Genomic DNA, 24,622 nt, shown 5'->3' with positions numbered 1-24,622 from the left:
CGCCCCTCTCGGTGCGCCGCCGGTCGGACCGTCAGGTACCCGTGTTGGTCGCGTCCGGGTCCACGCCCATCGTGATCGATCCGACGACGCCCTTGGCGATGTTCTTCTTGTTGTACTTCAGCTTGAGGAGACCGCCGGTCGTGCCGCTCTGGTCGTAGATGGTGTCCTCGGTGAGCGTGGTGCGCTCGGTCGTCGAGGTCGAGTACGGCTCTACCTCGGCGGAAGCGAGCACGGACTCCTCGTCGAAGAAGAACTGGCCGGTGTGGCAGGTGGTGCCGCCCTCGTAGCCGGCGTCCGTCCACTCGCCGTCCACATGCACCTTGGTGTGGATGTGGACGGTCCGGCCCCGGTACCAGCCCGGGAAGATCGTCCGGAAGGTGACCCGGCCCTGCTTGTCCGTCTTCCAGGTGCCGCGCAGATAGCGCTCGTCGTCGGTGGGCTCCTCGTGGCCACCGCCACCGCCGGTACCGCCGGAGGGAGCACCCGAAGGCTCACCGGACGGCGGCTCTCCCGTCGGGGTGCCCGAAGGCGCGTCCGTCGGCGCCGTACCGCCACCGCCACCGCCGGTCGACAGGCTCTCGTAGCCCGAGTAGATGCCGAGCGCGTCGCAGTGCCAGATGTCGACGGCCGCGTTGCGGATCGGCTTGCAGGTCTCGGCGTCGATCACCTTGAGGTTCAGGACGAGCGGGATGCCCTCCTTGTCCTCGGTGATGTCCTGCCGGATCTTGTCGGCGTCGATGTAGTACGGACCCTCGGTGGTCTCCGAGGTGAGCTTGTAGCAGACCTCGGACGACGAGGACGACGCCGTCGCCGACGCCGTACCGCTGTCACCGCTCTCGTCCGCGAACGCGCCCGCCGCGAGCGTGCCGCCCACGCCCACCGCGGCGACCGCGCCCGCCCCGGCGACGACGACCTTGCGACGCGTCAAGTCGCGTTTGTGCTTCGGCTCCTGGGCCGTGTGGTTTCCCGTCATGCCCAGGACGCTAGGTAAGAGCCCTGTACGGAGCGTGGGCGTGGGCTGTGGCTACCTGTGAAACCTGAAAGGGCCCGGAACCGACGATCACGGTTCCGGGCCCTCTACTAGTCGCCTACTTCGGCTGCGGCTTGCGCACCGACAGGTGCAGCTCCTTCAGCCGCGCCTCCTCCAGCTCCGTCGGCGCGCCCATCATCAGGTCCTGGGCGTTGCCGTTGAGCGGGAAGGCGATCGTCTCGCGGATGTTCGGCTCGTCCGCCAGCAGCATCACGATGCGGTCGACGCCGGGGGCGATACCGCCGTGCGGCGGGGCGCCGAAGCGGAAGGCGCGCAGCATGCCGGCGAACTGCTCCTCCACGGTGTCCCGCTCGTAGCCCGCGATCTCGAAGGCCTTGAGCATGATCTCCGGCTCATGGTTCCGGATCGCGCCGGAGGACAGCTCGACGCCGTTGCAGACGATGTCGTACTGCCAGCCCAGGATGTCCAGCGGGTCCTGGGTCTCCAGGGCCTCAAGGCCGCCCTGCGGCATCGAGAACGGGTTGTGCGAGAAGTCGATCTTCCCGGTCTCCTCGTCCTTCTCGTACATCGGGAAGTCGACGATCCAGCAGAACCGGAAGACGCCCTCCTCGAAGTGCCCGGCACGCTTGGCGGCTTCCACCCGCACCGCGCCCATGATCTTCGAGACCTCGTCGAACTCGCCCGCGCCGAAGAACACCGCGTGCCCGGCCGACAGCGACAGGCGCTTCGTCAGCTCCGCGACGTTCTCCTCCGTCAGGAACTTCGCGATCGGGCCGGACAGCGAGCCGTCCTCGGCCACCCGCACCCACGCCAGGCCCTTCGCGCCCTGCGAGACCGCGAAGTCACCGAGCTGGTCGAAGAACTTCCGGGGCTGCGCGGAGACATCCGGCACCGCCAGCGCACGCACGTGCTTACCGGCGAAGGCCTTGAACTCCGAGCCCTCGAAGACGTCCGTGATGTCGACGAGCTCCAGCTGGGCCCGCAGGTCCGGCTTGTCGGAGCCGTACTTCAGCATCGCCTCGCGGAACGGGATCCGCGGGAACGGCGAGGTGACATGGCGGCCGTTCCCGAACTCCTCGAACAGCTCGGTCATGAGCTTCTCGATCGGCTGGAAGACGTCCTCCTGCTCGACAAAGCTCATCTCGACGTCGAGCTGGTAGAACTCACCCGGCGAACGGTCGGCGCGGGCGTCCTCGTCACGGAAGCAGGGCGCGATCTGGAAGTAGCGGTCGAAGCCCGAGATCATCAGCAGCTGCTTGAACTGCTGGGGCGCCTGAGGGAGGGCGTAGAACTTGCCCGGGTTCAGACGCGAGGGGACCACGAAGTCACGGGCGCCCTCGGGGGAGGTCGCGGACAGGATCGGGGTCGCCATCTCGTTGAAGCCCAGCGCCGTCATCTTGTGACGGATCGCGGAGATGACCGCCGTACGCAGCATGATGTTCTTGTGCATGCGCTCGCGGCGCAGGTCCAGGAAGCGGTACTCCAGGCGCCGCTCCTCGTTGACGCCGTCCTCGGCGTTGATCGTGAACGGCAGCGGGGCGGCGGCGCCGAGCAGCTCGACCTCGCCGACCTCGACCTCGATCTCGCCGGTGGGCAGGTCGGCGTTCACGTTCTCGGTTCCACGTGAAACAACCTTGCCGTCCACCCGGACCGTGGACTCCTTGGACAGCTTGTCCAGGGCCTCGTATGCGGGGGTGCCGGGGCGGGCGACGAGCTGCGTAATGCCGTAGTGATCACGCAGATCGATGAAGAGGATGCCGCCCAGGTCGCGCCGATTGTGCAGCCAGCCACTCAGCCGGACGTCGCTGCCGACGTCAGAGGCGCGGAGCTCGCCGCAGGTGTGGGACCTGTACCGATGCATCGTCGTTCATCCAGTCTTCGCGGATCGGGGTCTGTATTGAGCAGGTGTTTCACGTGAAACACCCCCAGGGTACCGGCCACCCCAAGATCGGCCTCCACCATTAGCGCGGGTGCCTCCGCTCGTCGGGCCCGCGGTGGCAGCTTGGGATCACCTCTTCTTAGAGTGGGTCAATGCGCACTGGTGAGCCCCTGCCCGCCGTGGGGGAGGTACTCGCCGCACTGGCGACGGGCCAATGGCACTGGTCCACCGCCACCGGCCTGGTCACGGTGGACCCCGAGGCGGCCAGGCTGCTCGGGCTGCCCGAGGAACGGGCCACCCTCAGGGAGTCCCAGGTGCGCGCCCGTCTCCACCCGGTCGACTGGAACGAGATCGCGGGCGTCATCCAGCTCGCCGTCGCCGAGTGCACGCTCGGCGAGGTCCGGGTGCGGATCATGGACGAGCGGGGCGGAGTGGTCCGGGTCACCCGCAGCCGCTTCAAACCGTCCTTCGATCCGCACAAACGGTCGTACGAGGTGATCGGCACCCTTCAGGAGGTCACCGAGCCGGAGCCGGGCACCCCGGCCGGGCGGCGGGCGGTCACCGGGGACTGGCGGCGCTCCAGGGAGGCGTTCCTGCTGGACGCGGGCCGGGCGCTGGCGGAGGCGCGGTCCACGGCGGAGGTGCTGCGGGTCGCGGCGGGGCTCTCGATGCCGGGATTCTCACCGGACGGGCTCGCCGTGTTCGGTGTGGAGGCGGACCGCCTGACGATCATCGGCCATCACGGCCAGCAGCCCGGCGACGAGGGCCCCTTCTCGCACATGTCGATCCAGACCGACTATCCCGCCGCCGAGGTGGTGCGCACCGGCCGGGCCGTCTATCTCTCCTCCCCGGAGCAGTACCACTCCCGCTACCCGGTGACCTGGCCGCTCGCCGCCCACTTCGGCCGCCACTCCTGGGCGTTCCTGCCGCTGACGGTGGCCGGGCGCACGATGGGCGCCTGGATGGCGGCGTTCACCTATCCGGTCGCCTTCACACCCGACGAGCGGTCGGTACTGACGACGGTGGCCCGGATGCTCGCCCAGGCGCTGTCCCGGGCCGGGGCCGCCGAGACCCAGCGGGCGCTCACCGACGGCCTCCAGCGCTCGATGATGCCCACGCTCGGCCCGCAGGAGATACCGGGCATGAGCGTCGCCGCCCGCTATGTGCCCACCGGCGGCGGCCTCCAGGTCGGCGGTGACTGGTACGACATGATCCCGCTGCCGAGCGGCAGGTTCGCCCTGGTCATCGGGGACGTCCAGGGCCATGACGTACGGGCCGCCGGGCTGATGGGCCAGCTGCGGATCGCCCTGCGCGCCTACGCCTCCGAGGGGCACCGCCCGGACGCCGTGCTCTCCCGTGCCTCCCGCTTTCTGCACGGCATGACGGACGAGGGCGCGGACTCCTCCGACCTGCGCTTCGCGACCTGCCTGTACGTCGAGGTCGACCCCGCCGCCGCGACCCTCGACATCGCCCGCGCCGGGCACCCGGACCCGGCGATCCGAATGGCGGACGGCACGGTGCTGACCCGGCCGACGGCGGGCGGGCTGCCGCTCGGCATCGACCCGGACGCGGACTATCCGACGACCAGGATCACCCTGGAGCCCGGCGAGACGATGCTGCTGTGCACCGACGGCCTGATCGAGACCGGCGGCCACGACCTGGAGACCGGCTGGAAACGGCTCCGCTCGATCCTCGAGGAGCACAAGGGCGATCTGGAGGAGCTGGCCGACGCACTGGTCCAGGCCGTGCACGGCCCCTCCTCGCACCACACCACCGGCCCGCTGGCGGACCGGCGCGAGGACGACATAGCCGTCCTGCTGCTGTGCCGCGAGGGGGAGGGCTGCGGCTGCGGCGAGACGGAGGTCGTACGGCCGACCGTGCGCCGCACGATGCTGACCGTGGCCCAGGACGAGCCCGAGCGGGTCGCGGTGGCCCGGCAGCAACTGCGCGAGCTGCTGCACGACTGGTCCTCGGCCGACCAGATCGACTCCGCGGTGCTGCTGCTGTCCGAGACCCTGACGAACGTCCTCGTCCACACCGACGCCGACGCCCTGCTGCTCGCCGAGGTACGCGGCGAGGTGGGCGGACGCCGGATGCGCGTGGAGGTCACCGACACCAGCGACGACCTGCCCCACAAGCGCCGACCCGGCGAACTGGCCTCCTCCGGCCGGGGATTGATGCTGATCGAGCTGCTCGCGGACACCTGGGGAGTGGATCCCCGGGGCCAGGGCAAGAGCATCTGGTTCGAACTGGACGAGGACGCTCAGGAGTCGCCGTAGCGCGTGCGCAGCTCGTGGAGGACCCCGAAGGCCGCCGCCGTCAACGGCACCGACAGCAGCATCCCGAGGATGCCGGCCACGGAGGCGCCCGCGGTGATCGCCAGCATCACCACCGCCGGATGCATCTGCACGGTCCGGCTCTGGATCATCGGCTGGAGCACATGCCCCTCCAGCAGCTGTACGGCGAGTACGACCCCCAGCGCCCACAGCGCGATCACGAACCCCCGGTCGGCGAGCGCCACCAGCACCGCGACCGCCCCGGACAGGAAGGCGCCGAGATAGGGGATGTAGGCGGTGACGAAGACCAGGGCGCCGAGCCCGACGGCCCCCGGCACATCCAGGACCAGCAGGCCCACGGTGATGCAGATCGCGTCGATCAGCGCGATCAAGGTGGTCCCGCGCATGAACCCCTCGACGGCCTCGAAGGCCCGCCGCGCCATCGCCTCCAGGGTGTCGGCGGTCCCGCGCGGCGACATCGACCGCAGGGCGCCGACGGCCCGGTGGGAGTCGCGCAGGAAGAAGAAGACGAGCAGCAGCGCCAGTACGGCCATGGCGATGGTCTCGCCGACGACGCTGACCCCGCTGATGACGCCGGAGGCGGCGGTGCCGCCGAACTTGCTGAGCAACTCCCTGGAGTTGGCGGCGATGTCGTCCAGCGAGGTCCCGGCCGCCCCGAAGTGATCGGCGAGATCCTCGGCCGCGGTCCTGAGCGAGGCGACGATCTGGTCCCCGGTGTCGATGAGCGCGGCCACCACGATGTACACGGCCCCGCCGACCACGGCCACCACGGCCACGCAGGTGACGGCGGCGGCCACCGACCGGTTGACCCGCGCCTTGACGAGCCGCCGGTGGAAGGGCCCGAGCAGCGCCGTGCCGAGCAGCGCGAGCAGCACGGGCACGACGGCCGTACGGAACTCAACGCACAGCCGGATCCCGACGTACACCACCCCCGCGGCCAGCAGAATCACGGCGCACCAGGCACCGACCCGCCGCACGGGTTCGGGAAGCAGCAGCTGTCGGGAGTCCTGCACCCTCCCACCCGATCACGCCCCGTGCGGGGCGACCCCTCGGCAGACCCAGCCGGGTGACGGGCCGTCACCAACCGCTCAGGGCCCGTCGGGCCCCCGCAGCACCAGCAGCAGTCCCGCAAGCAGCGTCCACACCGCCATCAGCAGCACGGTCAGCCAGGCGCTGATCGGCCCCGCCAGGCAGAGCACCGCGATGACGAACGCAGACCAGCCCAGCCAGGACGGTACGGCCCGGGTCGTGACGGACACCCGCCAGATGGTGAACAGCAGCACCGCCGCGGCCGCCATCGCGGCGACGTACCCGGCGTAGGCCATGTCCAGCAGCAGAAGCGCGACCGTGGCCGTCTCCGGGCCGACGGGGAAGGAGTCGGTGTTGTTGGCGGAGATGGCGTAGATGGAGCCGGCCAGCGTGGCGATCATCAGCAGGGCCGCGAAGACGGTCCCGCCCGCGAGCACCAGGTGCGAACGGTTCCCGGCGAGCCGGGCGAGCGCGCCCAGGAACCAAAGGAACAGCAGCAACGCCAGCAGCATCATGATGGCCATGCCCTCGGTGAGGTCGAGGTTGTCGCCGTCGCTGTAGAAGGCGAGGGTCTCGCGCAGCCCGTCGTCACCCTCGGTGTCCGGGCTTTCGGCGTAGGTCACCAGAATCGCGACGAGCATGAGCACGCCCGAGGCGATCCCGGCGATGCCGGGCCAGAGGGTTCTGCGAGGGGTCTCACCGGTGTCGTGCGCCGGAGCCGTAGTCGGCGTCGTCATGTCGGCCTCCCACACGTGCAGACAGTCACGTGAGGGTCCCGGATCAAGGACTCTTCTCCAGTATGCGCGCCGCGGCAGAACCGCTCACCGCGGCGCGTCACAGGGCAGCTGACGAGGCCTACAGCCCGCCCTCGGTCATCCCGTGCACCGCCGGGATCGTGCCGAGGCGGCCCTTCTGGAAGTCCTCGAACGCCTGCTGGAGTTCCTCGCGGGTGTTCATGACGAAGGGGCCGTAGTGGGCCATGGGTTCGCGGATCGGCTGTCCGCCGAGGAGGACGACTTCCAGGTCCGGCGTGTGGGAGTCCTGCTTCTCGTCCGCGCGGACGGTCAGCGAACCGCCCGTGCCGAAGACGGCGGTCTGACCGACCTGGATCGGCCGCCGCTCGGCACCGACCGCGCCCTTGCCCGCCAGGACGTACGCCAGGCCGTTGAAGTCCTCACGCCACGGCAGGGTGATCTCCGCGCCCGGCGCGAGGGTGGCGTGCACCATCGTGATCGGGGTGTGGGTGATGCCGGGGCCCTGGTGGCCGTCCAGCTCGCCCGCGATGACCCGCAGCAGCGCGCCGCCGTCCGGCGTCGTCAGCAGCTGCACGTTGCCGCCGCGGATGTCCTGGTAGCGCGGGGGCATCATCTTGTCCCTGGCCGGCAGGTTCACCCACAGCTGGAGGCCGTGGAAGAGCCCGCCCGACATCACGAGCGACTCCGGCGGCGCCTCGATGTGCAGCAGGCCGGAGCCCGCCGTCATCCACTGGGTGTCGCCGTTGGTGATGGTGCCGCCACCGCCGTTGGAGTCCTGGTGGTCGAAGATGCCGTCGATGATGTAGGTCACGGTCTCGAAGCCGCGGTGCGGGTGCCAGGGGGTGCCCTTGGGCTCGCCCGGCGCGTAATCCACCTCGCCCATCTGGTCCATCATGATGAACGGGTCCAGATGGCGGTAATTGATCCCGGCGAACGCACGGCGCACCGGGAAGCCCTCACCCTCGAAACCGCTCGGCGCGGTCGTGACGGCGAGCACGGGACGGGCCGCGGCGTCTGCGGGCGCGGCGACGCGCGGCAGTGCCAGCGGGTTCTCGACGGTCACTGCGGGCATGTCGGTACCTCCTTGGGCGACGTACATCCCAGTTTAGTTGAGCATTGAACTTCCTGCCACTCGTAACCGGCCGAGCACGCAGCACATTCCCGCCGCCGTCAGAACAGGGCCACCGCCCCCGTCCCCACCATCCACAGGCCCCCCAGCGTCGCGGGCACCCCGATCACCAGGTAGAACACGCCGAGGGCCAGAACCCCGGCGGTCCCGCGGCCGACCTTGGTGGTGCCCTCCGGGTCCTCGGGGTCGTAGACGATCTCGACCTCTTCCGCCCCGCCCGCCGGCCCGCTGCGTGTACGCGTCTGCCCGCGCGCGTCGACGTACGTGTACTCGTAGTGCGTGACGGCATCCTCGCCGGTCCCCATCTCGTACGACAGCGTCAGCCGCCCCTCCACGGTGATCCCCCGCGTGCGCAGCACGGCGGCCTCGCGCACGGTGGTCAGGCCGCCCGCCAAGGCCGCACCGCCGCAGCCCAGCACCACCGGACCCACCAGCCAGAAGACGACGGCCTGCTCCCCCGCGCCGCGGACCACCAGCGCCACGGCGACCAGCACGAAGGCGACGCCCAGCGCCCAGAGGACGACGTACCCCGGTTCGACCCCGGGCCGCTCGACCGGCTCCGCCGACACCGCCGGACGCGGCTCGTCGGCGTCCCGTACGGGCAGCGCCCGGCGCACCGCCTCGGCGAATTCCCGTACGGCCGGTGCGCTGCGGGAGGTGAGGGTGTGCGTCGCCGAGGACAGGACGACGGTCAGGACGCGGCCCTTGGCCCCGCTCACCTCGACGCGTTCGATCGCGGCGACGGGTATCCGGTGGCGCACCCCACCGGCCTCCAGCAGCAGGACACCCGCCCGCAGCCGCGCAACGGAACGCCGCCGACCGTGCAGGACCAGCGGCGATGTGTGGATCTCGGTCATCCGCGCACAGTAGGCGAGGCGGGAGAGCGGAAGGAGTGGTTCAGCCGTACATGCGGCGCATCGCGAACTCCACCATCTGCTCGACCGCCTTCGCGTCGAACACCATCCGGTGCTCGCCCTCCATGTCGAGGACGAAGCCGTAGCCGGTCGGGAGGAGGTCGATCACCTCGGCGCCGGTGATGACGAAGTACTTGGACTCCTTGCCCGCGTACCGGCGCAGCTCCTTGAGCGAGGTGAACATCGGGATCACCGGCTGCTGGGTGTTGTGCAGCGCGAGGAAGCCGGGGTTGTCGCCGCGCGGGCAGTAGACCTTCGAGGTCGCGAAGACCTGCTGGAAGTCCTCCGCCGACATCTGCCCGGTGGTGAAGGCCCGCACCGCGTCCGCGAGCGAGGGCGGGGACGGCTCGGGGTAGAGCGGTGGCTGCTGGCCGTAGCCGCCGGACATGGGCTGCTGCGGCGGGGCGTACCCCTGCTGTGCGCCGACGTTCTGGTCGTAGCCGTACATGGGCGCAAGCGTACCCAGCAAGACCAGGGCGGCGGGCCGGTACCGCCGCCCCGGTAAACCGACAGCGACTTGACAGCCACTGCTCTGGCACCCCACAGCTGCCGCTCATAGCGTCTGCCCTGGGAAGCCGAGCCAGGGAGACGCCATGCACAGCCACCACGACGACGAGATCCACGAGCACGACAGGGGACTCTCCTACGACCTTCCCGTGCTCGCCCGCCGACGGATGATCCGGCTCATGGCGGGGGCGGGCCTGATACCGCTGGTGGGATGCAGCTCCGGTGAGGACGACACGTCCGCGACGGCCACACCGTCGGCCGAGACAGCCACATCATCGGCCGGGACAGCCGAGTGCGCCGCCATTCCCGAGGAGACCGCCGGGCCCTACCCCGGCGACGGCTCCAACGGCGTCAACGTCCTCAAGGAGAGCGGTGTCGTGCGCAGCGACATCACCTCCAGCTTCGGCGACTCGGCCGGCGGCACTGCCGAGGGCGTGCCCCTGACGATCACCCTCACGGTCGTCGACGCCGCCTCCGGCTGCGGGACCCCCAAGGCGGGCGCCGCGGTCTACCTGTGGCACTGCGACCGGGACGGCAACTACTCCCTGTACTCGGAGGGCGTCACGGAGGAGAACTACCTGCGGGGCGTCCAGGAGACCGACGACAAGGGCCAGGTCACCTTCAAGAGCATCTTCCCCGCCTGTTACACCGGCCGCTGGCCGCACATCCACTTCGAGGTCTACGGCAGCCTGGCCGACGCCACCTCGGCGACCTCCATCACGAGCACCTCGCAGCTCGCGCTGCCCCAGGACGTCTGCGACACCGTGTACGCGACGGACGGCTACAGCCAGAGTGTGGCGAACCTCAGCCGGCTCTCCATCGAGACGGACAACATTTTCAGCGACGGCCACGAGCAGCAGCTGGCGGCGGTCACGGGCAGTGCCGAGAAGGGGTACACGGCCGCGCTGACCGTTCCGGTGTGACCTGTCACAGATGGCCGGATCGGGCTTGCGTCTTATTACCGACGGGTAGCATCATCGTAGCTACTTGTTGGTACGTGAACTAGCGCGAGGATCCAGTGCCTCGCCGATCTCTCTACGGAGCCGTCGCCATGGGGCACTACAAGTCGAATCTCCGCGACATCGAGTTCAACCTCTTCGAGGTGCTCGGGCGCGACAAGCTGTACGGCACCGGGCCCTTCGCCGAGATGGACACGGACACCGCGAAGAGCATCCTCGAGGAGATGACCCGCCTCGCGGAGAACGACCTTGCGGAGTCCTTCATCGACGCCGACCGCAACCCGCCGGTCTTCGACCCGGAGACCAACACCGCGCCGGTCCCCGCGTCCTTCAAGAAGAGCTACAAGGCGTTCATGGACTCCGAGTACTGGCGCCTCGGCCTGCCGGAGGAGATCGGCGGCACCACCGCTCCCCCGTCGCTGATCTGGTCGTACGCGGAGCTGATCCTCGGCGCCAACCCGGCCGTGTGGATGTACTCCTCCGGTCCGGCCTTCGCCGGGATCCTCTTCGACGAGGGCAATGACGTCCAGAAGAAGATCGCCCAGATCGCCGTCGAGCGGACCTGGGGCTCCACCATGGTGCTGACCGAGCCCGACGCGGGTTCGGACGTCGGCGCCGGGCGTACCAAGGCGATCCAGCAGGAGGACGGCTCCTGGCACATCGAGGGTGTGAAGCGCTTCATCACCTCCGGTGAGCACGACATGGAGGAGAACATCCTCCATTACGTCCTCGCCCGCCCCGAGGGCCACGGCCCCGGCACCAAGGGCCTGTCCCTCTTCATGGTCCCGAAGTACCTCTTCGACTTCGAGACCGGCGAGCTGGGCGAGCGCAACGGCGTCTACGCCACCAACGTCGAGCACAAGATGGGCCTGAAGGCCTCCAACACCTGCGAGATGACCTTCGGCGACCAGCACCCCGCCAAGGGCTGGCTGATCGGCGACAAGCACGACGGCATCCGCCAGATGTTCCGGATCATCGAGTTCGCCCGCATGATGGTCGGCACGAAGGCGATCTCCACGCTGTCGACCGGCTACCTGAACGCCCTTGAGTACGCCAAGGAGCGCGTCCAGGGTCCGGACCTCGCGAACTTCATGGACAAGACCGCGCCCAAGGTCTCCATCACCCACCACCCGGACGTGCGCCGCTCGCTGATGACGCAGAAGGCGTACGCGGAGGGCATGCGCGCGCTGGTGCTCTACACGGCGTCGATCCAGGACGCGATCGCCGTCAAGGAGGCCGCGGGCGAGGACGCCAAGGCCGAGCACGCGCTCAACGACCTGCTCCTGCCGATCGTGAAGGGCTACGGCTCCGAGAAGGGCTACGAGCAGCTCGCGCAGTCGCTGCAGACCTTCGGCGGCTCCGGGTTCCTGCAGGAGTACCCGATCGAGCAGTACATCCGGGACGCCAAGATCGACACCCTCTACGAGGGCACCACCGCGATCCAGGGCCAGGACTTCTTCTTCCGGAAGATCGTCCGCAACCAGGGCGCGGCCCTGAACGGCCTCGCCGAGGACATCAAGAAGTTCCTGGCGCTCGGCACGGGCGGCGAGGAGCTGGCCGGTGCCCGCGAGCACCTGGCCAAGGCCGCCGTCGAGCTGGAGGCGATCGTCGGTCTGATGCTGACCGACCTCGCCGCCACCGAGCAGGACGTCAAGAACATCTACAAGGTGGGCCTGAACACCACCCGCCTGCTGATGGCCTCCGGTGACGTCGTCGTCGGCTACCTGCTGCTCAAGGGCGCCGCCGTGGCCGCCGAGAAGCTGGAGACCGCCTCCGCCAAGGACAAGCCCTTCTACACCGGCAAGATCGCGGCGGCGAAGTTCTTCGCGGCCAACGTCCTGCCGGGCGTCACGGGCGCCCGCAAGCTCGCCCAGGGCGTCGAGCTGGACCTGATGGAGCTGGACGAAGCCGCGTTCTAGTCGCCACCCCTCCTCTCACCAGGGCCCGCCTCCTGATCGACAGGAGGCGGGCCCTGGTACGTCGTTAAGGTGAACCCCATGAGCGAACCCTCCCGCTTCGATCGCGGCCACACCGACGACCTCATGACCTTCCTGGCGGCGAGTCCGTCGGCGTACCACGCCGTCGCGAACACCGCCGAGCGGCTGGAGAAGGCCGGGTTCCGCCAGGTCGCGGAGACGGACGCCTGGGACGGGACGAGCGGCGGCAAGTACGTGGTGCGGGGCGGCGCGATCGTGGCCTGGTACGTGCCCGAGGGCGCCGCCGCGCACACCCCGTTCCGGATCATCGGCGCGCACACCGACTCCCCCAACCTGCGCATCAAGCCGCTGCCCGACGCCGGGGCGCACGGCTGGCGGCAGGCGGCCGTGGAGATCTACGGCGGACCCCTGCTCAACTCCTGGCTCGACCGCGACCTCGGCCTTGCCGGCCGGCTCACCCTGCGCGACGGCTCGACGCGGCTCGTCAACATCGACCGGCCGCTGCTGCGCGTCCCCCAACTCGCCATCCACCTGGACCGCACGGTCTCCTCGGAGGGCCTCAAGCTCGACAAGCAGCGGCACCTGCAGCCGGTCTGGGGACTCGGCGCCGATGTGCGCGACGGCGATCTGATCGCCTTTCTGGAGGAGGAGAGCGGGCTCCCCTCCGGCGAGGTCACCGGCTGGGACCTGATGGTGCACCCCGTCGAGCCGCCCGCCTACCTCGGCCGCGACCGCGAGCTGCTGGCCGGACCGCGCATGGACAATCTGCTCTCCGTGCACGCCGCGGTGGCGGCGCTGACGGCGGTGTCCGGCGGCAACCTGCCGTACATCCCGGTCCTCGCCGCCTTCGACCACGAGGAGAACGGCTCCCAGTCCGACACCGGCGCGGACGGGCCGCTGCTCGGCGGAGTGCTGGAGCGTTCGGTGTTCGCGCGCGGAGGGTCGTACGAGGACAAGGCCCGTGCCTTCGCCGGGACCGTGTGTCTGTCCTCCGACACCGGGCACGCCGTGCACCCCAACTACGCGGAGCGGCACGACCCGACGCACCACCCCCGGGTCAACGGCGGGCCCATCCTCAAGGTCAACGTCAACAACCGCTACGCGACCGACGGTTCGGGCCGCGCGGTGTTCGCCGCCGCCTGCGAACGCGCCGACGTGCCCTTCCAGTCCTTCGTCTCCAACAACTCCATGCCCTGCGGCACCACCATCGGCCCGATCACCGCGGCCCGGCACGGCATCCGGACCGTCGACATCGGCGTGGCGATCCTGTCCATGCACAGCGCCCGCGAACTGTGCGGCGCCGACGACCCGTTCCTGCTGGCGAACGTGCTGGTGGCGTTCCTGGAGGGGTAGGCCGCCCGGGTCCGGGTACCCGCCTCCGACCGGAACCACCGGACAGGGAGGCGACACTCATGGGCCTCGGCGGATGCATCATCCTCATCGCCGCGGGAGCCATCCTCACGTTCGCGACCGACTGGGACATGGAGGGCGTCAATCTCGACCTGGTCGGAATCATCCTGATGATCGTCGGGCTGATCGGCGTCACGACGTTCAGCAGCATCGCCCGGCGCAGGCGGGTGGTGGTCCCGCCCACCACGCCGGTCATCGACGAGGAGGGGCACCACCGGCGGCACGACGGTTACAGCGACGGCTACGGCGCCTGAGCGTCCATGCCGGCGAGCACCAGGGGCAGCCGGTCCGCTCCGCCTTCGACGAGGCGGACGGGCACGCCCCAGTCCTGCTGGTGCACATGGCAGGCCGGGTATTCGTTCTCCGGGTCGTCGTTGCAGGAGGCGGCCATCACGGAGACGTTCAGGATGCCCTGCTCTGGCACGGCAGTCCGTGAAGTCACCCGGCCGTGTCCGCGACCGTCAGCGTCGCCCACTGGATCTGGACCCGCTGCCCAGGGATGATCCTCTGGCCTCGAACTCCCTTGGTCACCTCCACTCGGTCGATGGCAAGAGACAACCGATCACGCCGGCCCTCGTTCGTTGCTTCTATCCATGCTTCGCGCAAGGTGAGGCCGTCGAGCATCGAGGACATGTCCACGGAAGGCACAGGGAGCTTGAGGAGTTCTCCGCGCAAGCCGTCGATGCGCATCGTGAGCCGCTCTGTAAGCCGGCTGTACCGCTCAACGGCCGCAGCGCCCTTGAACTCACCGCGCACGTAGCGTGCGTCTTCAAGGTCCGCCAACCGCTCTTCCTCATCCTGGATCTCGGCGCTGAGAGCATCACGTTTGGCGAATGTCTCCGGATCAATCCGGTGGACCCAGCGGTCAGCGATCGCGACAACCAGCGGGTCATTCGGTTCGAGCGAAGGGAGCTTGTTGAGAAATTGTTCTGTCACGTAGTTGTCCACCGCCTCGGCCAGCGCCGACGCTCCGATGCACTGGTTGCCCGCACGCCGCGCCATGCATTGATAGCTGCCACCGACACGGTGCATCCGGCGACCGCAGCCAGGAACCGCGCAGTAGACGAGCCCGGTGAGTAGCGCCGTCCCTTCGGGCTTCGGCCGTCGCTTTCCCGTATGTACGAACGTTCTGGATTCCAGCGTACGGATGATCCGGTCACGCTCTCCGACCGTGATGATTCCCTCGCCGATCTCGACCGTGTCGAGAGTCTCGGGGTCTCGGTACGGGAAGACCCTGCCTGTGTACTTCCGCTCACCGTCGCCCGTCTCGACGGTTTCGGTCTCCGGCATAAGGCCGGCGAACGCCGGGGAACGCAGGAGCTGCATGATGCTGGCCGCATTCCACTGCCCACCCCTGGGCGAGAGGATCTCGAACTCATTGAGGAGTCGGGCGATCTTGACCAACGATGTCCCAGCCAGCGCTTCATCCGCGATCAAGCGGGCGTAGACGGCGTGCTCCGGGTCGTGCATGAGTTTCTTGGTCTTCGGATCGATGAGCAGCCCATACGGTGGCTGTCCGCCGACCCATTGGCCCTTGCTGCGCAGGTAGCGCTTGGCATGGCCGACGCGCGTGCCGAGATTCTCCGACTCGGACCTGGCGAGCTCGGCGAGCATGGCGACAACCATGCGCGCCGAGTCGTTCGAGGTATCAAGACCGTCCACGACTGAGACGAAACGGCCGCCGGCCTTCTCGATGTCGTCCAGCACTTTGCCCACCTGGCTGACGCCCTTGCGGGACAGACGGTCCAGTTTCCAGACAATCAGCGTGCCAACGACGCCCGCCGTGACAGCCGCCAGAGCTGCGTCGAAGCCCTTGCGCTCAACGGTCTTGTAGCCGGACCGCCCTCTGTCTATGTGGACCCTGCGGACGGTCAGTCCGTTGCGTTCGGCCCAGGAACGGCAGTCGGCTTCCTGCCGTTCAATTGCGGTCTTGCCGTCACGGTCGAGGGACAGCCGGAGGTATAGATCACAGATTGTGTCTTGGTGCACACACTCAGTGTGACCAAGCGTTCGGTGCTCTGTTCTCTATTCGCAAAAATCGCGGATCACGGTGCGGAGTCAGGTCAGTGAATGGCCAGTCGTGACGTCGACGTGGTCGGGCACCTCCTCGTGGTGGTCGCCGACCGTCGAGGTGCCGGAGGGTTCGAGGAGCAGGATGTCGGTGGGGACGGGGGCGTACGGCTTGTGTTCGGTGCCGCGGGGGACCGTGAAGACGGACAGCGGTGGCAGGACGACCGTGCGCTCGCCGGCCGGCTCCCGCAGGGCAATGTGCAGCTCGCCGCTCAGCACCAGGAAGAACTCGTCGGTGTCGTCGTGCACGTGCCAGAGGTGTTCGCCCTCGACGTGGGTGACGCGGACGTCGTAGTCGTTGACCGTGGTGGCGATGCGGGGGCTCCACTGCTCGGTGAAGGAGGCGAGGGCGGCGGGCAGGGAGACGGGTTCCTGAGTCATGCCGCCATCGTGCGGTGGCCGGGAGCGGTGTGCGAGTGCTAGGAATCGCATATGGCGCAAGGATCCTCTCAGCAACGCCCGCACCGGGTGGCCGTGATCGTCGACGAGGGCACCAACCCGTTCGAGGTAGGCGTCGCCACCGAGCTGTTCGGGCTGCCCCGGCCCGAGCTCGGGCTGCCCGCCCCGCTCTACGAAGTCACGCTGTGCACGCCCACGCGCGCGGTGCGCATGAACCACGGCTTCTTCACGCTGACCGGTACGCCAGGCCTGGACGCCGTGGACGACGCCGACACCCTCGTCGTGCCGGGGCGCCCGGACAACGTCGTCCCGCGCGGCGCCGACGTCCTGGACGCCGTACGCCGCACCCACGCGCGCGGGGCGCGTGTGCTGAGCTTCTGCACGGGTAGCTTCGCGCTCGCCGAGGCCGGTCTGCTGGACGGGCTGCGAGCCACGACGCACTGGATGTGGGCCGACGCCTTCCGCGAGCTGCATCCACGGGTGCGTCTTGAGCCCGACGTGCTCTTCGTGGACGAGGGGCGGATCCTCACAGCGGCGGGAAGCGCCGCCGCGCTCGATCTCGGCCTGTATCTCGTCCGGCAGGACCACGGCGCCGAGATCGCCAACGCCGTCTCCCGGCGGCTCGTCTTCGCCGCTCACCGGGACGGCGGGCAGCGGCAGTTCGTGGAGCGGCCGGTGCCCGAGGTACCGGACGAGTCGCTGGGGCCGCTGCTGGCGTGGGCGCAGGAGCGGCTGGGCGAGCCGCTGACGGTGGCGGAGCTGGCGGCACGGGCCGCGGTGTCGCCGGCCACGCTGCACCGGCGGTTCCGCACCCAGCTCGGGACGACGCCGCTGGCCTGGCTGACCGGGGAGCGGGTGGCGCTGGCCTGTCGGCTGATCGAGCGGGGGGAGGAGCGGCTGGACGTGGTGGCGGCGCGCAGCGGGCTCGGTACGGCGGCGAACCTGCGCGCGCGGCTGCGGCGCGCGACCGGGCTCAGCCCGTCGGCCTACCGGCGGCGTTTCGGACCGCGCGCGGGGGAACCCCTGGTGTCATGAGATTCCTCGTACGCGACCGGCTCCTCGGCTTCGGTGACGACTACTGGATCGAGGACGACCAGGGCAACAAGGCCTTCCTCGTCGACGGCAAGGCGATGCGGCTGCGGGACACCTTCGAACTGAAGGACCGGCAGGGGCGCGTCCTGATCGACATCAGGCAGAAGATGTTCGCCCTGCGCGACACCATGCTGATCGAGCGGGACGGCGAACCGCTCGCCACCATCCGCCGCAAACGGCTCTCCCTGCTGCGCAACCACTACCGGGTGGCCCTGGCCGACGGCAGCACCGAACTGGACGTCAGCGGCAAGATCCTCGACCGGGAGTTCGCCGTCGAGTACGACGGTGAGCTGCTCGCGGTCGTCTCCCGGCGCTGGCTGCACGTCCGGGAGACCTACGGCGTCGATGTCGTACGGGAGGACGCGGATCCGGCGCTGCTGATCGCGGTGGCGGTGTGTGTGATCCACCTGGCGGAGAAGGAGCGGGAGGGGGACTGATCTGCCGTCACAGGACGCGGTCCTTCAGCGCCGGGAACTGCTCGCGGGTCGTCGCGACCTTCCCGGGGTCGAACTCCAGGGTGAGGATCTCCTCGTCGGCGCCCGCCTCGGCGAGGACCTCGCCCCAGGGATCCACCACGATCGAGTGACCCGCCTGCGGAACTCCCGCATGAGTCCCGGCCGTTCCACACGCAAGCACGAACGCCTGGTTCTCCACCGCCCGCGCCTGAGCCAGCAGCGTCCAGTGCGCCCGGCGGCGCTCCGGCCAGCCCGCGGGGATGACAAAGGTCTCGGCGCCCGCGTCGACGAGACCGCGGAAGAGTTCGGGGAAACGGAGGTCGTAGCAGGTGGCCATGCCGAGGGTGGTGGTCCCGGGCAGCCGGACCGTCACCAGGTCACGCCCGGCGCCCATCAGCACGGCCTCGCCCTTGTCGAAGCCGAAGCGATGGATCTTGCGGTAGGCGGCGGCCAGGTCGCCGGAGGGAGAGAAGACCAGGGAGGTGTTGTAGAGGGGTCCCTCAGGGTCGCGTTCCGGGATCGAGCCCGCGTGCAGCCAGACACCCGCGTCGCTCGCGGCCTTCGCCATCGCCTCGTAGGTCGGACCTTCGAGCGGCTCGGCCTCCTGGCCGAACTCCTCGTAGGCGAAGGCGCCGGTGGTCCACAGCTCCGGCAGGACGACCAGATCGGCCCCGGACTGCTGCCGTACCAGGGAAGCCACGCGCACCCGGCGCGATTCGACCGATTCGCCCTCATCTACGGCGATCTGGATCAGAGAGGCGCGCACACTACCACCGTCCTGGCATTCGACCCGATCACACGGGCCTACGATCGTCACACGAAAGCACTGCCGGGGTGCCTCTCAGCAGCGTAACTTAGCGTTCCAAGACACCCGCCGACAGCCACCTCCCACTGGCACCGCCGCCACCCATTGCCCGTGTACCGACCGCCGAGGGGTCCCGTTCCCGTGAGTCTGCATCCCACCCTCCAGCCCTACGCCGACGCCTGGACCCACTCCGTAGATGCGATAGCCGAGCTGGTCACGCCCCTTGTGGAGGGCGAGTGGAACCGGCGTACGCCGTGCCCGGGCTGGTCGGTCCGTGACGTGGTCTCCCATGTCATCGGCCTGGACTGCGAGATGCTCGGCGACCCGCGGCCCATCCACACGCTGCCGCGCGACCTCTTCCACGTCACCAACGACCACCAGCGCTACATGGAGATGCAGGTCGACGTCCGCCGCCATCACACGGCGCCGGAGATGACCTCCGAGCTGGAGTACACGGTCATCCGCCGCAACCGTCAGCTGCGCAACGAGTCCCGGGACCCGGGCACGAAGGTGCGCGGCCCGCTGGGCACGGAGCTGACCCTCGAAGAGGCCATGCGCGGGCACGCGTTCGATGTGTGGGTCCATGAGCAGGACCTGCGTGCGGCGCTCGGCCGGCCGGGGAACCTCGACTCGCCGGGTGCGCAGGTGGCACGGGACGTGCTGCTTTCGGCGCTGCCGGACATCGTCGCGAACAAGGCGGACGCGCCGCGGAGTTCGGCGATCGTGTTTGACGTGCACGGTCCCATCGAGTTCCTGCGCACGATCCGGGTGGACATCCAGGGGCGGGGGACGCTGGAGACGGCGCCCGCGCTGGGTCCGGCGGCGACGCTGACGCTGGACTGGGAGACGTATGTCCGGCTGGCCTGTGGGCGGGTGACTCCGGAAGGGGTCGCGGACCGGATCAAGGCGGAGGGGGATGGGGCGTTGACGGGGGCGATTCTGCGGAACTTCAGGGTTACGCAGTAGCGGGCGTCGACACAAAGCCCTTGTCGCGCACCTGAGTTCGATGCTTCTCTCCCTCTCATGACCGACACCAAGATCGACGGACCTCCCCGTCTCAGCCGCCTGACCTTCCACAACCCCCTCTCCGAGGACCGGGCCTCGCGCCTGGTTCAGAGGGTTGCTCGGAACTCGCCCTCCACCGTGCTCGACATCGGCTGTGGGTGGGGCGAGTTCATGATGCGGGTGCTCGTCGCCGCGCCCGGGGCCACGGGCCGCGGTGTCGATATCAATGCCGAGGATCTCGAGCGTGGTCGCCGTGAGGCCGAGGGGCGTGGGCTTGCGGGGCGGGTCGAGTTTTTGGAGAAGTCCGCGCAGGATGCCGATCTCGGGTCGGCCGATCTGGTGCTGTGTCTCGGGTCGAGCCAGGCGCTGAGCTCGGTGGCGCCGCCCGAGTTCACCCTTGAGGCGCTCCGGGCGCTGCGCGGGCTGGTCAACGACGGCGGCCGGGTGCTGCTCGGTGAGGGTTTCTGGGAGCGGACCCCCACCGCCGAGGAGCTGGCCGGGATGTGGCCGGGGGCCGCCGTGACGGACCACCACGACCTCGCGACCCTCCTCGACCTCGCCGTGGCCGCCGGTTTCCGTCCCGAGTGGACGGAGACGGCGAACCTCGACGAGTGGGAGGAGTTCGAGTCGGGGTACCAGGCGGACCTGGAGGTGTGGCTCGCCCAGAACCCAGGGCACCCCTCGGCGGCCGAGACCCGGGAGCGGCTCGACCGGCATCGGGCCCAGTGGATGACCTACCGCGGGCTGCTGGGGATCGCCTACCTCACCCTGGTCCCCGCCCAGTAGCTCACGCCGGGACGTGCAGCGTCTCCACCCGGCTCGCCACCAGCCGCTCCCGTTCCCGCCGGGCCGCCCGCTTGCGCAGCCGCAGGATCTGGCTGACCCCGAGCGCCTGGAGCACGAACACGGCCGAGAAGGCGACCGTGTAGTCGTCCCCGGTCGCGTCCAGGAGCACACCGACCGCGAACAGGGTCGTCATGGAGGCGACGAAACCACCCATGTTGGTGATTCCGGAGGCGGTGCCCTGGCGCTCCGGCGGGTTGGCCGGGCGGGCGAAGTCGAAGCCGAGCATGGAGGCGGGGCCGCACGCTCCGAGCACCGCGCACAACACGATCAGCAGCCACATCGGGGCGTGGTCTGCGGGGTAGGCGAGCGTCGCCGCCCACATCACGGCGGTCGCCCCGACCGTGCCGAGCGCCAGGGGCAGCCGCGCCCCGTGGTGCCGGGCGACGAGCTGGCCGTAGACCAGGCCGATGACCATGTTGGACAGGACGACGAGGGTGAGGAGTTCGCCGGCGGTGGCGCGGGACAGGCCCTGGGCCTCGACCAGGAAGGGCAGGCCCCACAGGAGCAGGAAGACCATCGCCGGGAACTGGGTGGTGAAGTGGACCCAGAGGCCGAGGCGGGTGCCCGGTTCCCGCCAGGAGGCGGCGATCTGGCGGCGGACGTAGGCCGCGCCCCGGTGTGTGAAGGGCTCCGGTTCGTGGCCCTCGGGATGGTCCTTGAGGAACAGGAGCAGCGGGACGAGGACGACGACTCCGGCGAGCGCGCTGCCCGCGAACGCGGGTGTCCAGCCGATGCCGTGCAGCAGCCGGGCCAGTACCAGCGTGGAGACCAGGTTGCCCGCCATTCCGGCGAATCCCGCGAGTTGGGCGACGAGCGGTCCGCGGCGGGCCGGGAACCAGCGGGTGCCGAGCCGCAGCACGCTGATGAAGGTCATCGCGTCACCGCAGCCCAGCAGCGCCCGCGAGGCGAGGGCCATGCCGTACGTCGGGGAGAACGCGAAGCCCAGCTGTCCCGCCGTGAACAGCACGACGCCGATCGTCAGCACCTTCTTCGTGCCGAGCCGGTCGACCAGCAGGCCGACGGGTATCTGCATGCCCGCGTAGACCAGGAGCTGGAGGATCGAGAAGGCCGACAGGGCCGAGGCGTTGACGTCGAAGCGGTCCGCGGCGTCGAGTCCTGCCACCCCGAGGGACGTACGGAAGATGACGGCGACGAAGTAGACCGAGACGCCGATGCTCCAGACGGCGACCGCGCGCCGGCCGCCCGGGGGGTCGCCCGGGAGTGCGGTCGCGGTCATCGGACCTCGCCCCGGGCCAGGTGCGAGAACCAGCCGACGTGCCGGTGGACGCTGCCGACGGCCCGCTCGGCGTCGCCGGAGCGCAGCGCGTCGAGGATCTCGGCGTGCTCGGTGATGTTCTTGGCGATCCGGTCGGGGTGGGAGTGCATGACGGCGACGCCCATCCGCAGCTGCCGGTCGCGCAGTTGGTCGTAGAGCCGCGACAGGATGTCGTTGCCGCCGCTGCGCACGATCTCGGCGTGGAAGCAGCGGTCGGTGACGGCCGCCGCCGCCAGGTCGCCGGCGGCCACTTCGGCCTTCTGCCGCTCGAGCAGTTCCTCCAGACGTGCGATGAGCCCGGCGGGGGCGGGCACGGCCTTGCGCGCCGCGTGCTCCTCGACCAGCAGCCGGGTCTCGACGACATCGGCGATCTCCTGCGCCGACACCGGCAGGACCAGGGCGCCCTTCTTCGGGTAGAGCTTGATCAGCCCCTCCACCTCAAGCCGCAGCAGCGCCTCGCGCACCGGGGTGCGGGAGACCCCGACGGCCTCGGCGAGCTCGCCCTCGGTGAGGAGGGTGCCGCCCTCGTAGTGGCGGTCCAGGACGGCTTGCTTGACGTGGGCGTAGACGCGGTCGGCGGCGGGGGGCTGCTTCACGGGGGCGGCGGCTGGGGCTGACGGCATGCGCACATCTTAGATACATCACGTACGCATGAGGGAGCGTCGTCCAGCATCCGGACCCCGGCGTGATCTTCCTCGACAAAGGCGGCATTCACCCGAGTAGCCGCACAACTTTGTGTGCTACTTACGTGTCACACACGTGCGGCCCCACTTTCTCTCCCCTTCAACTCGGCCGCACATCAGGGGCATTCGACCGTAATCGGGGTATTTGTGTTGCTAACCGCCACCAAGGGCTTCCGCGTCCGCAGAGCCGCGGCCGTCGCGCTCACGACCGGCGCGATGTTCGTCACCGGGGCCCTGACCGCGGCGCCGGCGCAGGCCGTGACGACGCCCAGCATCACCGCCAAGGGCGGGTACCTGATGAACAGCGCCACCGGCAAGACGCTCTACACCAAGTCCGCCGACACCAAGCGGCTGACCGCCTCCACCACCAAAATAATGACCGCCAAGGTCGTGCTCACGCAGTCGAACCTGAACCTGGACACCAAGGTCACCGTCAAGAAGGCGGTCAGCGACTACATGGTCGCCAAGGGCTACCCGTCGTCGGCCCATCTGATCGTCGGCGACAAGATCACCGTCCGTAAGCTGCTGCACGCGATGATGCTGCCCTCCGGCTGCGACGCCGCCATGGTCCTCGCCGACAAGTTCGGCACCGGCTCGACGGTCTCGGCCCGCACCAAGAACTTCATCGCCAAGATGAACAACAAGGCCAAGCAGCTCGGCATGACGAACACGCACTTCGACTCGTTCGACGGCATCAGCAACGGTGCCAATTACTCGACGCCGCGCGACCTGACGAAGCTCGCCCGCAGCGCGATGAAGCACTCCACGTTCAAGTCGGTGGTCAAGACCAAGCGGTACACGGCGACGGCGACCACCAGCTCCGGCTCCACCCGCACGTACACCTGGGACAACACCAACACCCTCCTCGGCTGGAACGGCACGCTCGGCATCAAGACCGGCTCGGGCACGGAGGCGAAGTACTGCCTGGTCTTCGCGGCCACGCTGAACGGCGAGTCCGTGATGGGCGCCGTCCTGACCTCGTCCTCCGCGGCCAACCGCACCACGGACGTGAAGAAGCTCATCAACTACGGGTACGCCAAGATCACCTGAGCCCCGCAGCGAGAACCGAGGGCCCGTCGCATCCCGCGACGGGCCCTCGCTCTTTTTTTCTCGACGAATTTCCCTCCGCCGTACATCCCTCGGCGCCCCTTGTGAGTCTCCTGAGAGCACCCCCCTTCATCAACTAGACGCCCTCCCAAGGCATTTCGCATATTTCGGAGCGTTCATAGTGATAACCGGCATCAAGGGCGTACGTATCCGCCGAGCCGCCGCCGTCGTGGTCACCACCGGCGCGCTGGTCGCGGGCGGCGCCCTGACGACGCCCGCTCAGGCCGCGGCCGCCCCCACGGTCAGCGCCAAGGGCGCCTTCATGCTCGACAGCACCACGGGCTCCACGCTGTACAGCAAGTACGCCGACACCAAGCGGCCCATGGCGAGCACCACCAAGATCATGGCGGCCCGGGTCGTGCTGGCCATCCCGGACGTGAACCTGGACACCAAGGTCACCATCAAGCAGGCCTACCGGGACTACGTCGCCAACGTGGGCGCGAGCACCGCGGACCTGAAGACCGGCGACAAGGTCACCGTCCGTCAGCTGCTGAACGCGATGATGCTGCCCTCCGGCTGTGACGCCGCGATGGCCCTCGCGGACAAGTTCGGCACCGGCACCACGGTCGCGGCCCGCACCAAGAACTTCATCGCCAAGATGAACAAGAAGGCCGAGGCCCTCGGCCTGACGAACACGCACTTCGACTCGTTCGACGGCAACTCCACGCAGAACACCAACTACACGACGCCCCGCGACCTCGCGAAGCTGACCCGCAGCGCGATGAAGTTCTCGACGTTCGCGGGCATCGTGAAGAAGCCGTCGACCGTGCAGTACGCGCCGACCAGCACCGGCGGCACCCGCAAGTACACCTGGTACAACACCAACCAGCTGCTGGGCTCCTACAGCGGTGCGATCGGTGTGAAGACGGGCACCAACACCCCCTCCGGTCCCTGCCTGGTCTTCGCCGCCACCCGCAATGGCAAGACGGTGGTGGGCGTGCTCCTGAACGACACGAACCGCTACACGGACGCGGCCAAGCTGATGGACTACGCCTTCGGCTCGACGACGGCGTCCACGATGCAGCTGCGGACGCTGCCGGCGGGCGCTCAGCGCGACTGAGGCACACAGCAGGAAGA

Annotated in this window: 24 protein-coding genes; 11 read left to right on the top strand and 13 right to left on the bottom strand. The window is 69.3% G+C overall.

All coding sequences use genetic code 11. From position 1 onward, the window contains the following. Positions 1-31: 31 nt before the first annotated feature. Both OHT76_RS22530 and aspS read right to left on the bottom strand, forming a co-directional pair. Positions 32-973 (bottom strand): dioxygenase family protein, encoded by a 942-nt coding sequence (locus tag OHT76_RS22530; protein WP_328872657.1) that lies wholly within the window; start codon positions 971-973, stop codon positions 32-34. A 115-nt stretch (positions 974-1,088) separates the two neighbouring features. After that, positions 1,089-2,852: an aspartate--tRNA ligase gene (aspS, locus tag OHT76_RS22525; protein ID WP_328872656.1), complete on the bottom strand. Its 1,764-nt coding sequence runs from the start codon at positions 2,850-2,852 to the stop codon at positions 1,089-1,091. Between the two features lie 170 nt (positions 2,853-3,022). Here aspS and OHT76_RS22520 point away from each other — a divergent pair, with 170 nt between their 5' ends. Further along, the gene (locus OHT76_RS22520; RefSeq protein WP_328872655.1) at positions 3,023-5,149 is read left to right on the top strand and encodes a SpoIIE family protein phosphatase; all 2,127 of its coding nucleotides are present in this window, start codon (positions 3,023-3,025) and stop codon (positions 5,147-5,149) included. On the opposite strand, the gene OHT76_RS22515 is transcribed toward OHT76_RS22520, so the two are convergent. From OHT76_RS22515 to OHT76_RS22495, 5 genes are all read right to left on the bottom strand, one after another. Then, positions 5,134-6,180: an AI-2E family transporter gene (locus OHT76_RS22515; RefSeq protein ID WP_328872654.1), complete on the bottom strand. Its 1,047-nt coding sequence runs from the start codon at positions 6,178-6,180 to the stop codon at positions 5,134-5,136. The two genes, OHT76_RS22520 and OHT76_RS22515, sit on opposite strands and share 16 nt — an antisense overlap. A 75-nt stretch (positions 6,181-6,255) precedes the next feature. Continuing rightward, positions 6,256-6,933 (bottom strand): hypothetical protein, encoded by a 678-nt coding sequence (locus OHT76_RS22510; RefSeq protein WP_328872653.1) that lies wholly within the window; start codon positions 6,931-6,933, stop codon positions 6,256-6,258. A gap of 118 nt (positions 6,934-7,051) precedes the next feature. Then, a complete protein-coding gene (locus OHT76_RS22505; RefSeq protein ID WP_328872652.1) occupies positions 7,052-8,023 on the bottom strand; it encodes a pirin family protein in 972 nt (323 codons plus the stop codon). Positions 8,024-8,121: 98 nt separating this feature from the next. Then, positions 8,122-8,937: a hypothetical protein gene (locus OHT76_RS22500; protein WP_328872651.1), complete on the bottom strand. Its 816-nt coding sequence runs from the start codon at positions 8,935-8,937 to the stop codon at positions 8,122-8,124. A gap of 40 nt (positions 8,938-8,977) precedes the next feature. Further along, complete coding sequence (locus tag OHT76_RS22495; protein ID WP_328872650.1) at positions 8,978-9,442, bottom strand: SseB family protein; 465 nt, start codon at positions 9,440-9,442, stop codon at positions 8,978-8,980. A gap of 145 nt (positions 9,443-9,587) precedes the next feature. On the opposite strand from OHT76_RS22495, the gene OHT76_RS22490 reads away from it, so the two are divergent. The 4 genes from OHT76_RS22490 (at position 9,588) to OHT76_RS22475 (ending at position 14,061) form a co-directional block, all read left to right on the top strand. Beyond that, the gene (locus OHT76_RS22490; protein WP_328872649.1) at positions 9,588-10,424 is read left to right on the top strand and encodes an intradiol ring-cleavage dioxygenase; all 837 of its coding nucleotides are present in this window, start codon (positions 9,588-9,590) and stop codon (positions 10,422-10,424) included. Between the two features lie 128 nt (positions 10,425-10,552). After that, a complete protein-coding gene (locus OHT76_RS22485) occupies positions 10,553-12,379 on the top strand; it encodes an acyl-CoA dehydrogenase (RefSeq protein ID WP_328872648.1) in 1,827 nt (608 codons plus the stop codon). Between the two features lie 78 nt (positions 12,380-12,457). Continuing rightward, positions 12,458-13,750 (top strand): M18 family aminopeptidase, encoded by a 1,293-nt coding sequence (locus OHT76_RS22480; RefSeq protein ID WP_328872647.1) that lies wholly within the window; start codon positions 12,458-12,460, stop codon positions 13,748-13,750. A gap of 59 nt (positions 13,751-13,809) precedes the next feature. Beyond that, the gene (locus OHT76_RS22475; RefSeq protein WP_328872646.1) at positions 13,810-14,061 is read left to right on the top strand and encodes a DUF6458 family protein; all 252 of its coding nucleotides are present in this window, start codon (positions 13,810-13,812) and stop codon (positions 14,059-14,061) included. On the opposite strand, the gene OHT76_RS22470 is transcribed toward OHT76_RS22475, so the two are convergent. The 3 genes from OHT76_RS22470 to OHT76_RS22460 all read right to left on the bottom strand — a co-directional run bounded on the left by OHT76_RS22470 (position 14,049) and on the right by OHT76_RS22460 (position 16,258). Further along, a complete protein-coding gene (locus tag OHT76_RS22470) occupies positions 14,049-14,231 on the bottom strand; it encodes a hypothetical protein (RefSeq protein WP_443049957.1) in 183 nt (60 codons plus the stop codon). The genes OHT76_RS22475 and OHT76_RS22470 overlap by 13 nt on opposite strands. A gap of 14 nt (positions 14,232-14,245) precedes the next feature. Beyond that, a complete protein-coding gene (locus OHT76_RS22465; protein ID WP_328872645.1) occupies positions 14,246-15,796 on the bottom strand; it encodes a recombinase family protein in 1,551 nt (516 codons plus the stop codon). A 69-nt stretch (positions 15,797-15,865) separates the two neighbouring features. After that, on the bottom strand, positions 15,866-16,258 hold the full coding sequence (locus OHT76_RS22460; protein WP_328872644.1) for a cupin domain-containing protein: 393 nt from the start codon (positions 16,256-16,258) through the stop codon (positions 15,866-15,868). A 51-nt stretch (positions 16,259-16,309) separates the two neighbouring features. Here OHT76_RS22460 and OHT76_RS22455 point away from each other — a divergent pair, with 51 nt between their 5' ends. Both OHT76_RS22455 and OHT76_RS22450 read left to right on the top strand, forming a co-directional pair. Further along, positions 16,310-17,311, top strand: coding sequence for a GlxA family transcriptional regulator (locus OHT76_RS22455; RefSeq protein ID WP_328872643.1), 1,002 nt, complete (start codon positions 16,310-16,312; stop codon positions 17,309-17,311). Next, entirely contained in the window at positions 17,308-17,805 is a 498-nt protein-coding gene (locus tag OHT76_RS22450; protein WP_328872642.1) for an LURP-one-related/scramblase family protein, read from the top strand. Before OHT76_RS22455 ends, OHT76_RS22450 begins: the two co-directional genes overlap by 4 nt. Positions 17,806-17,812: 7 nt before the next feature. Here OHT76_RS22450 and OHT76_RS22445 read toward each other — a convergent pair whose 3' ends face one another. Beyond that, positions 17,813-18,589 (bottom strand): carbon-nitrogen family hydrolase, encoded by a 777-nt coding sequence (locus OHT76_RS22445; protein ID WP_328872641.1) that lies wholly within the window; start codon positions 18,587-18,589, stop codon positions 17,813-17,815. Positions 18,590-18,769: 180 nt separating this feature from the next. Between OHT76_RS22445 and OHT76_RS22440 the strand changes: the two genes are divergently transcribed. Together OHT76_RS22440 and OHT76_RS22435 are read left to right on the top strand one after the other, a co-directional pair. Then, complete coding sequence (locus OHT76_RS22440; RefSeq protein ID WP_328872640.1) at positions 18,770-19,594, top strand: maleylpyruvate isomerase family mycothiol-dependent enzyme; 825 nt, start codon at positions 18,770-18,772, stop codon at positions 19,592-19,594. Positions 19,595-19,651: 57 nt separating this feature from the next. Continuing rightward, positions 19,652-20,419 carry an SAM-dependent methyltransferase gene (locus OHT76_RS22435; RefSeq protein WP_328872639.1) on the top strand — a complete coding sequence of 256 codons (768 nt, stop codon included), beginning with the start codon at positions 19,652-19,654 and terminating at the stop codon, positions 20,417-20,419. 1 nt (position 20,420) lies between these two features. Here OHT76_RS22435 and OHT76_RS22430 read toward each other — a convergent pair whose 3' ends face one another. Next, entirely contained in the window at positions 20,421-21,716 is a 1,296-nt protein-coding gene (locus tag OHT76_RS22430) for an MFS transporter (RefSeq protein WP_328872638.1), read from the bottom strand. After that, positions 21,713-22,378 carry a GntR family transcriptional regulator gene (locus tag OHT76_RS22425; RefSeq protein WP_328872637.1) on the bottom strand — a complete coding sequence of 222 codons (666 nt, stop codon included), beginning with the start codon at positions 22,376-22,378 and terminating at the stop codon, positions 21,713-21,715. Before OHT76_RS22425 ends, OHT76_RS22430 begins: the two co-directional genes overlap by 4 nt. Before the next feature lie 210 nt (positions 22,379-22,588). Here OHT76_RS22425 and OHT76_RS22420 point away from each other — a divergent pair, with 210 nt between their 5' ends. Next, the gene (locus tag OHT76_RS22420) at positions 22,589-23,488 is read left to right on the top strand and encodes a D-alanyl-D-alanine carboxypeptidase family protein (protein WP_328872636.1); all 900 of its coding nucleotides are present in this window, start codon (positions 22,589-22,591) and stop codon (positions 23,486-23,488) included. A gap of 178 nt (positions 23,489-23,666) precedes the next feature. Then, entirely contained in the window at positions 23,667-24,605 is a 939-nt protein-coding gene (locus tag OHT76_RS22415; protein WP_328872635.1) for a D-alanyl-D-alanine carboxypeptidase family protein, read from the top strand. Positions 24,606-24,622: the final 17 nt, after the last annotated feature.

Origin of the sequence: Streptomyces sp. NBC_00287, assembly GCF_036173105.1 — a bacterium.
GTDB lineage: Bacteria > Actinomycetota > Actinomycetes > Streptomycetales > Streptomycetaceae > Streptomyces.
Note: the sequence above shows the minus strand (reverse complement) of the source record. Positions and strands in the feature narration are given on the sequence as shown.

Bases quoted from the DNA above. Each gene is read 5' to 3' on its own strand.
- OHT76_RS22510 (WP_328872653.1), bottom strand. From the start codon at position 6,933: ATGACGACGCCGACTACGGCTCCGGCGCACGACACCGGTGAGACCCCT.
- OHT76_RS22475 (WP_328872646.1), top strand. From the start codon at position 13,810: ATGGGCCTCGGCGGATGCATCATCCTCATCGCCGCGGGAGCCATCCTC.
- OHT76_RS22460 (WP_328872644.1), bottom strand. From the start codon at position 16,258: ATGACTCAGGAACCCGTCTCCCTGCCCGCCGCCCTCGCCTCCTTCACC.
- OHT76_RS22520 (WP_328872655.1), top strand. From the start codon at position 3,023: ATGCGCACTGGTGAGCCCCTGCCCGCCGTGGGGGAGGTACTCGCCGCA.
- OHT76_RS22505 (WP_328872652.1), bottom strand. From the start codon at position 8,023: ATGCCCGCAGTGACCGTCGAGAACCCGCTGGCACTGCCGCGCGTCGCC.
- aspS (WP_328872656.1), bottom strand. From the start codon at position 2,852: ATGCATCGGTACAGGTCCCACACCTGCGGCGAGCTCCGCGCCTCTGAC.
- OHT76_RS22480 (WP_328872647.1), top strand. From the start codon at position 12,458: ATGAGCGAACCCTCCCGCTTCGATCGCGGCCACACCGACGACCTCATG.
- OHT76_RS22435 (WP_328872639.1), top strand. From the start codon at position 19,652: ATGACCGACACCAAGATCGACGGACCTCCCCGTCTCAGCCGCCTGACC.
- OHT76_RS22455 (WP_328872643.1), top strand. From the start codon at position 16,310: ATGGCGCAAGGATCCTCTCAGCAACGCCCGCACCGGGTGGCCGTGATC.
- OHT76_RS22485 (WP_328872648.1), top strand. From the start codon at position 10,553: ATGGGGCACTACAAGTCGAATCTCCGCGACATCGAGTTCAACCTCTTC.
- OHT76_RS22495 (WP_328872650.1), bottom strand. From the start codon at position 9,442: ATGTACGGCTACGACCAGAACGTCGGCGCACAGCAGGGGTACGCCCCG.
- OHT76_RS22430 (WP_328872638.1), bottom strand. From the start codon at position 21,716: ATGACCGCGACCGCACTCCCGGGCGACCCCCCGGGCGGCCGGCGCGCG.
- OHT76_RS22530 (WP_328872657.1), bottom strand. From the start codon at position 973: ATGACGGGAAACCACACGGCCCAGGAGCCGAAGCACAAACGCGACTTG.
- OHT76_RS22500 (WP_328872651.1), bottom strand. From the start codon at position 8,937: ATGACCGAGATCCACACATCGCCGCTGGTCCTGCACGGTCGGCGGCGT.
- OHT76_RS22490 (WP_328872649.1), top strand. From the start codon at position 9,588: ATGCACAGCCACCACGACGACGAGATCCACGAGCACGACAGGGGACTC.
- OHT76_RS22425 (WP_328872637.1), bottom strand. From the start codon at position 22,378: ATGCCGTCAGCCCCAGCCGCCGCCCCCGTGAAGCAGCCCCCCGCCGCC.
- OHT76_RS22450 (WP_328872642.1), top strand. From the start codon at position 17,308: ATGAGATTCCTCGTACGCGACCGGCTCCTCGGCTTCGGTGACGACTAC.